9 protein-coding genes are annotated in these 12,576 nt (G+C 37.2%); 3 read left to right on the top strand and 6 right to left on the bottom strand.

What is annotated here, in order from left to right; translation table 11 throughout:
* Positions 1–39 precede the first annotated feature (39 nt).
* Together mukE and mukB are read left to right on the top strand one after the other, a co-directional pair.
* Positions 40–771 (top strand): chromosome partition protein MukE, encoded by a 732-nt coding sequence (gene mukE, locus ACYIAL_RS06290; RefSeq protein WP_483751272.1) that lies wholly within the window; start codon positions 40–42, stop codon positions 769–771.
* Positions 772–773: 2 nt separating this feature from the next.
* Positions 774–5,192, top strand: coding sequence for a chromosome partition protein MukB (gene mukB / locus ACYIAL_RS06285; protein ID WP_483751235.1), 4,419 nt, complete (start codon positions 774–776; stop codon positions 5,190–5,192).
* A gap of 276 nt (positions 5,193–5,468) precedes the next feature.
* On the opposite strand, the gene ACYIAL_RS06280 is transcribed toward mukB, so the two are convergent.
* Positions 5,469–5,990 (bottom strand): low molecular weight protein arginine phosphatase, encoded by a 522-nt coding sequence (locus ACYIAL_RS06280; RefSeq protein WP_483747525.1) that lies wholly within the window; start codon positions 5,988–5,990, stop codon positions 5,469–5,471.
* Between the two features lie 820 nt (positions 5,991–6,810).
* Here ACYIAL_RS06280 and ACYIAL_RS06275 point away from each other — a divergent pair.
* A complete protein-coding gene (locus tag ACYIAL_RS06275; protein WP_483751234.1) occupies positions 6,811–7,506 on the top strand; it encodes a DUF6710 family protein in 696 nt (231 codons plus the stop codon).
* Between the two features lie 106 nt (positions 7,507–7,612).
* Here the strand turns inward: ACYIAL_RS06275 and ACYIAL_RS06270 are convergent, their stop codons facing one another.
* The 5 genes from ACYIAL_RS06270 to ACYIAL_RS06250 form a co-directional block, all read right to left on the bottom strand.
* Entirely contained in the window at positions 7,613–7,981 is a 369-nt protein-coding gene (locus tag ACYIAL_RS06270) for an HK97 gp10 family phage protein (protein WP_483751233.1), read from the bottom strand.
* Between the two features lie 26 nt (positions 7,982–8,007).
* Positions 8,008–8,457, bottom strand: coding sequence for a hypothetical protein (locus tag ACYIAL_RS06265; RefSeq protein WP_483751232.1), 450 nt, complete (start codon positions 8,455–8,457; stop codon positions 8,008–8,010).
* A gap of 41 nt (positions 8,458–8,498) precedes the next feature.
* Entirely contained in the window at positions 8,499–11,792 is a 3,294-nt protein-coding gene (locus ACYIAL_RS06260) for a tape measure protein (protein WP_483751231.1), read from the bottom strand.
* Between the two features lie 11 nt (positions 11,793–11,803).
* Positions 11,804–12,130, bottom strand: coding sequence for a hypothetical protein (locus ACYIAL_RS06255; protein ID WP_296318073.1), 327 nt, complete (start codon positions 12,128–12,130; stop codon positions 11,804–11,806).
* A 6-nt stretch (positions 12,131–12,136) separates the two neighbouring features.
* Positions 12,137–12,576 (bottom strand): primase-like DNA-binding domain-containing protein (locus ACYIAL_RS06250; RefSeq protein WP_483751230.1); only part of this gene is annotated, 440 nt, incomplete at its 5' end.

Here is a 12,576-nt window from a genome sequence, read left to right as displayed (position 1 = left end):
TTAGAAATAGAATCAACCGCCCAGCACCTTGATAAAGTTATGGGGCGTATTGCAGCCAGTTCTCAAGCATCAATCGATAAATATATGCCTGTAAAATTAGCGCAGGCGATTGCTAATCCAATTTTTCCAGAACTTGATAGCTTATTACGATCAGGGCGCCATATTGGTATTGATGAGCTTGATCATCATGCCTTTCTAATGGATTTCCAACTTGAGCTTGAGCAATTTTATCAACGTTATAATGTTGAATTGATTCGAGCGCCAGAAGGCTTTTTCTACTTGCGTCCACGCTCTACAACATTCATTCCTCGTTCAGTATTATCGGAACTTGATATGCTTGTTGGTAAAGTACTTTGTTATCTATATTTAAGTCCGGAACGATTGGCTCATGAAGGCATTTTTACCTTACAAGAGCTATTTGATGAGCTGGTTTCGTTAGCTGATGAAAATAAATTACTAAAATTAGTCAACCAGCGTTCAACCGGTTCAGATTTAGATCGCCAAAAACTCTTTGATAAAGTAAAAACAGCCTTAAATCGCTTACGTCGGTTAGGCATGATTTTTTTTATTGTTGGCAATGATAGCAATCGTTTTCGTATTAACGAAGCTATCTTCCGTTTTGGGGCTGATGTACGTAGTAGCGATGATGCGCAAGAAGCGCAATTGCGCTTAATCCGAGATGGTGAAGCAATTAAAATTGAATCATCACTGACTTTAGATAATGATAACAGCGAAGAACAAGATGAAGACGTTAATGAGGAGACAGAATAAACATGATTGGACACGGTAAATTTCACTCATTAACGTTAATTAACTGGAATGGTTTTTTTGCGCGAACTTTTGAGCTAGACCAATTAGTCACAACACTATCGGGTGGTAATGGGGCTGGTAAATCAACCACAATGGCGGCATTTGTAACTGCATTAATTCCCGACTTAACCTTATTACACTTTAGAAATACAACGGAAGCAGGGGCGACTTCAGGTTCACGAGACAAAGGCTTGCATGGTAAATTAAAACCAGGTGTTTGTTATTCTATGCTTGATGTGATTAATTCTCGTAACCAACGTATTATTTGTGGTGTCCGCTTACAACAAGTTGCAGGTCGCGATAAAAAAGTCGATATCAAACCATTTTTACTGCAAGGTTTACCTATTGGTATAAGCCCAACAGAATTGGTAACAGAACGACTCAATGACAAACAAGCTCGCATTTTATCGTTACCCGAACTAAAAGATAAAGTTGAATTGATGGATGGTATTATCTTCAAACAATTTAACTCGATTACTGATTATCATTCAGTTATGTTTGATTTTGGCATTTTACCAAAACGCTTACGTTCACCATCAGATAGAAGTAAATATTACCGATTGATCGAAGCTTCACTTTATGGTGGTATCTCAAGTGCTATTACACGTTCACTACGTGACTATTTATTACCTGAAAATGGTGGGGTGCGTAAAGCTTTCCAAGATATGGAAGCGGCACTGCGTGAAAACCGAATGACATTAGAAGCGATTCGAGTTACACAATCCGATCGGGATTTATTCAAACATCTTATTACTGAATCGACCAATTATGTCGCGGCCGATTATATGCGTCATGCTAACGAACGCCGTGTGCATATTGAATCGGTACTTGGCTTGCGTCGTGATATGTTTAAAACGCAAGATCAGCTTATTAGTAATCAATACCGCCAAGTAGAAACGGCGAAAGAACTTAAAGAGTATCAAGAAGCGCAAAGCGATTTGGAAACTGATTTACAAGCCGCTAATGATCACCTCAACTTAGCACAAACAGCGCTACGCCAACAAGAAAAAATCGACCGCTATCAAGCAGATTTAGATGACTTAAATTTAAAGCTTGAAGAACAAAACGAAGTGGTACTTGAAGCGAATGAACAGTACCAAGTTTATCGTGATCAGGTTAACGAAACAGAGCAAGAAGTCGATGAAATCAAAACTCAGTTGGCGGATTATCAGCAAGCACTTGATGTTCAACAAACACGAGCAATTCAATACCAACAGGCTTTACAGGCACTAAAAAATGCGCAGTCATTATGTCAGCTACCAAAACTAGGTATTAGCAATATCGAAGATCACTTTGCTGTGTTTGATGAAAAGCAAAAAGAGATCACCGAACAAGTTCTTGAACTTGAACAAAAATTAAGTGTATCTGATGCAGCCATTAATCAATTTGATCGGGCTTATCAATTGGTGATTAAATTAGTTGGTGATGTGACACGTAGTGATGCCTTTGTTGCAGCGAAAGAAGCATTAAGAAAATGGCCATCACAATGTTATCAAGCTGAACAAGCGCAACATTTACAGCTACAACTTGATGAACTAGAACAACGCTTTTTTGAGCAAAAAGAAGCAGAATCATTACTAACACAGTTTTGTAAACGTATTGGACGACAAATTAATTATGATGAGCTTGACGAATTAAAACAAGAGATCGAATCCCAACTAGATGAGAATGCGGAGCGGGCTAACGAATCAAGCGAAAAGCGTATTGAATTTAGGCAAGAACTTGAGCAGATTCAATCGAAAATTACTGATTATCACCAAAAAGCACCATTATGGTTAAAAGCTCAAGATGCGTTAATTGCTTTGCAAGAACAAACCGGTGAAACGTTTAATAACAGTCAAGCCGTGACTCAACATATGCAAAAGTTGCTTGAAAGAGAGCGAATATTAGTTACTGAACGAGATCAAATTAGCTTTAGACGTAATCAATTAGATGTCCAAATTGAGCAACTTAACCAACCTAGTGGTGTTGATGATGGTCGTTTATCTGCATTGTCTGAACGCTTCAACGGTGTATTACTTTCTGAAATTTATGAAGACGTAACCATTGATGATGCGCCTTACTTTTCAGCGCTCTATGGTCCAGCAAGGCAAGCTATCGTTGTACCAGACTTATCATTAGTTAAACAGCAATTAGAAAGCCTTACTGCAAGTGATGAAGATTATCCTGAAGATATCTACTTTATTGAAGGTGATCCTTCATCATTTGATGATAGCGTTTTTGATTGTGAAGAGATGAATAAATCCGTACTAGTCAAAACAGGCGATCGCCAATGGCGATTTTCAAGTTTTCCAAGTGTACCACTATTTGGTCGAGCAGCGCGTGAAGTGCATCTTGAAAAACTATCGATTGAACGTGATGAATTACATGAACGTTATGCAACAATTTCATTTGATTTACAAAAATTACAACGCATTGAGCAAAATGTTGGACAATTTATAGGTCAATATCTTGCGGTTGCTTTTGATATCGACCCTGAAGCGGAAGCGCAAAAATTAGCGACAAGACGCACCGAAATTGAACGTCAATTATCATCTCAAGAAAGTATTGATCAGCAAAACCAACAGCAAGTTATTAATTGCAAAGAGCAATTAGCTACTGTTAATAAGCTTGCTGCTCAGATGCACTTGCTTGCAGATGAAGATTTAGCGGATCGGGTTGATGAATTACGTGAACAATTAGCTGAAGCGCAAGATTCTGTGCAATATGTTAACCGTAATTGTAATACCGTTTCAGAACTTGAACCGATTGTGGCAGTATTACAAAGTGATCCTGAACAAAATGAATCGCTTCGTGAACATTACAACATGGTCAAAGCACAGCAACAAACGATTCGCCAACAAGTCTTTGCGTTAACTGAAGTCATACAACGCCGAGCTCACTTTAGTTATGAAGATTCGGCTGGCATGTTGAGTGAAAATAGTGATTTAAATGAAAAATTGCGGGCTAGATTAGAAGTGGTTGAAGCGCAAAGATCTGAAGCGCGTAGTCAAATGCAACAATATCAAGATAAATATAATCAATATAACCAAACGCTTGCCTCGCTCAAAAGTGCATTTGAAACTAAGCGTGATATGTTGCATGAACTACAAAAAGAGATCGAACAAATTGGCGTAAAAGCGGACGCGATCACAGAAGAACGAGCGCGATTGCGCCGTGATGAAATCCATCAAAAATTAAATAATAACCGTCAACATTGTACATCGCTTGAAAAACAACTGATTATGTGTGAAAGCGAAATGGCACAGATGCAAAAACGCTTAACTCAAACACTGCGTGATTATAAACAACTTCGCGAACAGGTAGTACAAGCGAAAGCAGGATGGTGTTTAGTATTAAGGTTGGTTAAAGAAAATAGTGTTGAACGTCGACTACATCGCCGAGAACTTGCTTACTTAAGTGCTGATGAGCTACGTTCTATGTCGGATAAGGCATTGGGTTCGTTACGCTTGGCAGTTAATGACAATGAACATCTACGGGATGTTTTAAGATTATCAGAAGATCCAAAACGTCCAGAACGTAAAATTCAATTCTATATCGCAGTTTACGCACATTTACGCGAACGAATTCGCCAAGATATTGTGAAAACAGATGACCCTATTGAAGCGATCGAACAGATGGAAATTGAATTGTCACGCTTAACGGAAGAACTCACATCGCGTGAACAGCAGCTGGCAATTAGTTCAAAGAGCGTGTCCAATATTATCCGTAAAACTATACAGCGAGAGCAAAATCGTATACGTATGCTTAATCAAGGTTTACAAGCGGTATCATTCGGTCAAGTCAATGGCGTACGCTTAAATGTTAGTGTTCGAGAAGCACACTCTACTTTGTTATCAGCATTAGCTGATGAGCAAAACGAACATCAAGATCTATTTAGTAATAATCGTATTACATTTTCAGAAGCTTTAGCTAAACTTTATCAACGTTTAAACCCACATATTGATATGGGACAACGAACTGCACAAAATATAGGTGAAGAACTGCTGGATTATCGGAATTATCTTGAAATGGATGTTGAAGTGAACCGTGGTGCGGATGGTTGGCTACGTGCTGAAAGTGGTGCGCTATCAACCGGTGAGGCAATTGGTACGGGTATGTCAATTTTACTCATGGTTATTCAAAGTTGGGAAGAAGAATCCAAACGACTGCGTAATAAAGACATTTTACCATGCCGTTTATTATTCTTGGACGAAGCCGCTAGACTAGATGCCAAATCCATTGCAACTCTATTTGAGCTTTGCGAACGGCTAGAAATGCAATTAATCATTGCCGCTCCAGAAAACATCAGCCCAGAAAAAGGCACAACGTATAAACTTGTACGTAAAGTGATGAACAACCAAGAACATGTGCATGTGGTAGGTTTAAGAGGGTTTGCTTAATTTGTTTTGCCGACATTGTCGGCAAAACATTGGCATATTTTGTAAAAAAGTTTCAGGTAACTATACGTTTTAGTATAAAATATAATTACAGATTCAGCTTATAAGTACTAATTGGGTTTGGACAACTAAAGGTGTGATCGTTTTTTTGTTCAGTATTTTCAGTAAGCTCTTGATGTATGATAAACCATATCCAAATCTATATAAAAAACCGCCAATTCAGGCGGTTTATCAATTATACACATATTCTGTTATACCAATTAATACTTCAATAGTATATTACTCTTTTGCTATTTTATTTAAGGCTAATGGCAAAAACTCATCTAATTGGCTTTCCACTTTAGTATAGGCTTCCAGTGGTTTTTTATATGGGTCAGAAAGGTCTTCCTTTTTGCCTGTTGAAAATTCTGCTAATGTAAATACTTTATCTTTAGCTTCAGGATATTCACTTAAAATCGTGTCTTTATGTTTTTGCGTCATGGTCAGCAAATATTCTGATTTATCGATATCTTCTTTCGTTAATTGTGTCGCTTTGTGTGATGAAATATCAATGCCTCTTAACTTTAAAACAGTAATAGTTCCATCTTCGGGTACAACTTCTTTGGGATCAACATTGACACCTCGGGATTGAACGACAATATTAAAATTGTGTTTTTTTATGTAATCACTAGCGATAGCTTCTGCCATAGGGCTTCTTCCCGTATTACCAGTACAAACAAAAGTGACAAGGTGCTCTAATGAAAAACAAGATGCACTAAAAAACACCAATAAACCAGCTAAATATTTTTTTAAAGTGTACATTCTATTTCCTGACTATTTACATGTTGAAGTTATCTTTACGAAAATTCTATACTAACTAATACTAACCGCAAGTCCATTATCACCTTTTAACTAAATTTGATTTAAATTACAGAGCATTCTTGTATCTAACCAATACAATCTACTCTTACTCTTGTGAATAGCGCCTTAAACTAAAAATGTATTAATAGTAGAGTATTTTGGATCGTAATAATTTTAGGTATATATATTGTATTTGTATACCTAACCATATAACTAAAAACTTTGGATGTAGACGAACCTTACTGATACTTACAGAATAATGAAATAGTCTTCAAGGCTTGTTATTGTTGGGGTTGATGTGCTTTTTAGGGTTTAAAAGAATGTTGTTGTTTATTGATTTGGTGCGTGGGCGGGACTTGAAAATACCTTGTTAAAGCCTTTTTGAAAAAGGATTTTATTTTTTTCTTATTAGATAAATAGTCCCAAACATAGTCCCAAAACAAAAAGTGCCCCCCAATATTAGGTATTTTAATCTTGCCAAATTGAAAGGTTAAAAATTGGTTTTAGAATTTTGACGGTGTAAAAATTTATCTAGGTGAGCGGTATCCGTTAATTATGTTTTAGATTTTTTATACCTCCCCCCCATAAAAATAAAATTTTATAAAAAAGTGTTCACGGTGTTCACTACTTGCTTGAAGCCTTATTATAAAAGGGTTTGAGCGGTGAACACTTAATGATTTACTATTCACAAGTGTACACTTAAAGTGTTCACTTATTTCATTTATAATCATATTAGCAATATTAATCATAAAAATGCCTAATAAATGAAAATGAGGTTAACATGAGTATCTATTTTTTTAACAAAAAAAATATTTCTTCTTTAAAAAAGGAGCAATTTATTAATCTTATGGAGTGGGTGAATAAGATTGTGAATCAAAACTCATGTTGTTTTTCAAAGAATGAAGCCTTATATGATTTGATAAAAATAGTAATGAAACCAATTCAAGCAGAACACATTAGAAATGCTTATTTAACGCATGAACATCATGCAATAAAAGAGATTGATTTATACCAAGATTTCCTTTGTTCACATAGTATAGTATACGAAATCTTAGCTAATTCTACACAACATTCGAATTCAGCAAGTCACCACTCACTTAAACTAGCCTCTGATATTATTTTACCTACTGGTTGGCATCCTACTAGCTTAGTTTGTAATCTTGGTTCAATTGGAAAGGAAAATCGCAAATGTGGAGAATTTAAACAAGATATTAATCATGATGTAACGCTTGTCTTGCCAATGAAAATTGGTTTTGTAAAAGGAGGAAACCACTCTATTATTCAAGGAGTACTTTCTGGTAATGGAGAAATATACCCAAAGACAGTAGTAGACCTTTCAAACAAATTAAATGAGGTCTATTTCAATGGAACGCATTGGATTGACACAACTTCCGAGCAAGTTATCGGAGAACCTCGATATCCTGAATTTGGTTGGGTATGGGAAATATCAAAATTATTAACAAATAACATTGAGTAAATCACAAATTAAGTATAGTTTATAATAAACCATGATATTTAACTTGGAGCTTCGGCTCTTAGTAGCTAGCCTTTGTCAGAATTTGTGTGCAAGTGTACACTACAATTTAACTGAATAGCTCTTTTTTAAAGATGTTTACTATTTGGTCTTCAACATCTTCAAAGCCTTTATTTAAAAAGTCCTTTTTAGCGGTAGAGCGCTTAAACTTCATAGGATGGTTTGGGTCAGCAACATACGCGGCATAAGCGGCAGTATAGCCAACTCGCCCAGTTATAAGGGTACCATTTACGACTACTTCTCTATACTGCGAATTAACTAAGTTAGATGTGTCGATTGGGGTGTAAAGCGCTGCTTGGTTAGCTCCAACAATTATTGAAGCATGCATCGCTTTAACTGCTTTATTTTTGATTATGTTGTTTACGGTGTTATCTAAACCTTTTATGCATCCTCTAACACCTTTTACTTTTATTGCCATTCTTAGTCACCAGTGGTTAATGTAGGTTATTTTATTCTTGTACAGACAGTTTCTAGTTTCGTTCTAAGATCAATAATGTTGGTGTCATTGTTAATATTCTTTATTTCTGTTATTAGTACTGTTTTAAATGTATCTTTATCAATTGCCTTTATGGTATTCACAATATGAGTTTTATAAGCATCAGATATTTCATCTTTGGATAAATCCGCTTTACTTAGGTCAATAAGAATATTCCCTCTATCTTTGCTTATTTGATAAAGTTCATTATTAATTATTCTGAATGTTGTAGTGTCCTCAATTGATGACACCGAACTCCCGAAATCTTCATTAGCTCCGCTATTCTGCCTTTGATACTGGTTATCTATACAGCGCCAATCACCTACAAGATACTCTTTTGTAATCTTATCTTCACCACAGCCGAATAAAGCAAGGCTAACTAAACTAATTATCAAGATTCTTTTCATACCATCAACCATTTTAAAATTTTAATTAATGGTATGAAAATTCATCTATAAAATCAACGTCGATTTAGTAGCCCTCCCGGTCTTTGTTCTTCTTGAATTACACTTCTGAGCGCTTGTTTCAGCATTCTAGCTGTCTCGTTAGCTGCTTCTTTATTGTCTTGCCCCTCGCCGAAAGAGATATTTTGCGTAATATTATTTATGATTGTTCTGCCTGCTGAGCCTCGGGATAATTTATTGGATGGAATAACTTCACCATTTTTATTTGGTATCATGTACTGCTTTCCATGAGCAACAAACAATTCAGGTTCTCCACTTTCATTTACTCTATAAGCTTTCCCAACATCAACGCCACCGCCTCGTAAGCGTCCTCCGCCGTAAGCTATACCCAAAGCTTTCATTGAGCCAATAGCTGTTGCATACGATGTTGCGCCTGTAGTTGCTGCTGCGCCCTGCGTGGCAATAGATGCATACATAGCAGCAGGTTGATATGCTGCTGCTAATAACGTAGCTTCGGATACTTGAGCCGCCGTTGTTGCTGCTGATGTCGTTTTTGCTACAATTGCGTTCTTGACGTATTGCATACCCATTTGAACAAGTGACCCGATAGCCTCGTTCAAAATCACATTAGCAAAGTTCTGCATTGCCTGCGTTGCTGTCATCGTACCTGACGCTAAGCCTGATATTGTACTTGTTGCGCTACTTGCTAATCCCTCAAGAGATGACGCCAAAAACTCGTTAGCATCGCTCTGATTTCGCCATATTTCCCACTGCGCATTGATACGATTTTGCTCATACTGATGATTGGCGGCTTCACGCAATGCTATTGCGTTTTCTTCTGTAATCCATTTCTGATTTTCAAACTCTTGAATCAAAGCGAGTTTTCTAGTGTTTTTATTTTTAAGAGCTTGAACAGGGTCTACTTGTGCTACAGCGTCATCAATTTTGGATACAACAGCATCAGACTTAATCTTAGCCATGTTTATCTGATGTTGTCGCTCAAGTTGTTCAAGCTTAGCGTCGTATTCTTCTTGAGTTTTTATTTCTCCCTCTTTCCGTAATACATCTAGTGATTTTTTCGATTTTTTGAATGAATCTTCTTCGGCTTCAATTGGGCTTTGTAAAGTACCTAACGCTTTATATGCTTGCGATGTTTCGATTAGCTTTCTAAGCTCTTCTGTTTGTTTTGCTGTAACTTTACTGCCCATTTTTTGTGTGATAGCAAGTAATTCAGCTTCAACAGTCATGCCTTTTGCTTCAAGTTTAGCAACTTCCAATTTATCACTAAGCTCTTTGACTTCTTCGGCGTATGATTTTGTTGTGCCTTTTTTATTGCTTGCCTTAATTTTATTGTTTTCCGCTGACAACACTCTTAATTCTGCTATCAACGGCTGTAAAGCAACCGCTTGGTCATTTGTTAACTTAGTAAAGTTGGTTTGACCAAGTGCCAGCGCCACTAAGTCTTCCCTATACTCATTAGCTCTATCACCCAACGCCGAATAAAGCCCGTCCAAGACAAATGCCGCTTCACTATTTTCTTTGGCTTTCAACTTAGCAATTTCAAGCTCTTTGGATATGCTCGCAAGCTTTTTATCAATTTCTGATTTTGATGCGTCATCCCAGTTTTTTGCTAATTCCTTACCATTATTTACAAGCTTTGGTCCTATACGGGAAGCTAGTATGTCTTCAACTTCTGCTATTTGTTTTTGGGCTGCTAATATTCCGTCAAGAATTTCTTTTTCTTGTTCACGCTGTTTATTTCTAGTGACAAGAGCTTCATTTATTCGTTTTTCATTTGAGTAAATGCCTTTACCATCCAAGATATCTTGTGTTGAATTCATTTGGACGCGCAATAACTTCAACTGCTCTTGTGCATTTTTTATATCTTTGACAGCTTCATCTTTAATAACAACTAATTTTTCATCAGCGAAAGAATTAAGCTGTTCAGAAAGTGCTTTCACTTTTCCAGTTAAACCAACAGCTTCTTCTTTTGCATTTTTTGCCTTTTCATAGAAATGGTACAGCGACATAGCCGCCAACATAGCAGCACCAGCAGGACCACCTAACAAAGCCATAGCAGACCTTAGACCATTGGCGGCTAAAGAAGTCGTTTTTATTGCTGTGTTTAGCTGTGTTTGCGCTGCTGCATGTTTGTTTGTTGCTGTAGCTAACTGGGCTTCAACCGCGATAAGCTGTTTATTTAATGATGTTTGGGCGCGTAAGCTATTACAATGCGTTTGAGCTAGAATAATATTCTGCTTCTGAACTTCTAACGCTCTGATGTTCTCGCTAATTCGCTCTATTTCGGCTTGAATTAAAACTTTTTCAGCTTGTGCTTGTCGAATATTTGCAATTGTTTGTTCGGCGCTCTGTTTAGTCACGCTAGCTAGCGATGTGATATATTTACCCGCATAAATAGCCGCTAAAGCACCCACGCCCGTCATTAAAATATCAACATGCTGAGACATCAAAATAAGCGAATCAACTAAAACTTTTGTTGCGCCCGTTGAGTTATTAAGCTCACCAAAGTATTTTTTAAGATTATTGGTAACACGGTTGATACCGTCTTGTACAGTATTTCGCATGTTATCAGCAAGCGAATCTAGCTCAGCGTTAGAATCTATAAGCGCATCGGTAAAGGTTTGCATAGATAATTTGCCGTCAGTGGCTAACTGCCTTACGTATTGCTCTGTTATTTTCTCAGCTTCTTTTGTTGATTTGGCGTTCTTCTTTAGGTAATTGGATAATGTTCCCAAAACGCTAGGCATATGCCCAAATACAGTCATCGCATCAACGCCAGCAAGCTTACCTTTCATTTGCGCCTTGGTAAGGGCATTGATAGCTGATTCTGCGCCTATTGTGCTTGTTTTATTGATAGTCAATAAATCAGACATTGAGCCAATATAAGATAGCGTACCTTGCGTACTATATCCTAGCTCGCCCATCGAATTTGAAAGGCGAATATATAACTCTGATGATTCTTCAATTGTGCGACCGTTGCGGTCAGAAGTAGCTAAGAGCTGGTCTAAAATGTCTTTAGTTTGTGATGCTGTAGCACCCGTGTTTTGAATGCGGTCTTCTAGCTCGTTCCAGCTTTGAGCGTATGCAATCACGGTGCTAGAAACAAGGGCAGCAGATACAGCTTTGGCAATAGCAGTAAGCTTACCAAGTGCTCCACCTGCGCTTTTTGCTGAGGATTCTAATTTATCTATGCCTTTTGATGCTTTCGCTCCACTATCACTTAATTCCTGAAGTTCTTTTTTGGCTTTGTCAGTTGCTTCTAGTAAGTCTTTTAGTTCTACGTTGCAAGTAATAGTAAAATCTTTGTCGCGTGGAAAGTATGTCGTCATATAATAATCTCCTAATGATAAACGCGCGTTGGGGTTTGTAGTAATGATTGTTCGGTATATATTTTTATAGCTCTATTCCCCCAGTCGGTTATATGCCAAGGTTTACTATAAAAATTAATCATATCTTCGATAAAATGAAATGGGTCAGATTTTCTACCGTTTTCTGTACAAAATAGTGCTAGTTCAACTAACCCCGATGATAATTGTTCTTTTGTGATAGTTCCTGTGTAAGTGTCGCCATCATTAACAAAGGTAAATATGGTATTACCTTGTTTAGCTATCATTTCATTAACATAAGTTTCCGCTATAGCGTCAGCAAGTGATTTCAATGATTTCATTTTCTTTTATACTCCTTTAAGTTTTGGTTCTTCGGCTTTGGGTAGCCAATCTTGACTAGTATTGATATTAAGCTCTACGTTGGTCCTCATCCCTTTATTTGCTCTTTTACGCATGTAGTCTTTACCGTTTTCTTTCATTGCATAATTAAGCGATGTGCCAAATTGCGTCAGTGATAACGGATTGTTTAAACCTGTATTGCGGATGTATTCAATATAAGCATGATATAAATATTTTCGGGGGTTAAAGGGCATTATTCCCATATTGCCAATAAACATACCATTGGGATAATCAAGCGCATCAAGATAACTACAAAAATCCACCAAGTGGTCGGATTCGCGTTTAATCGCCGTCGCTTCGTCTGATTGTTGTTGCTGGTGTAGTCTTTCTTTAGCTTCTGCTGGACTGGTAAACTCATTTAATAGCAACCTCACAATTGAGGGGAGTT

It is taken from the genome of Gilliamella sp. X-57 (genome assembly GCF_057063565.1).
The sequence above is the reverse complement of the archived record's forward strand: the minus strand, read 5'-3'. Positions and strand labels throughout refer to the sequence as shown.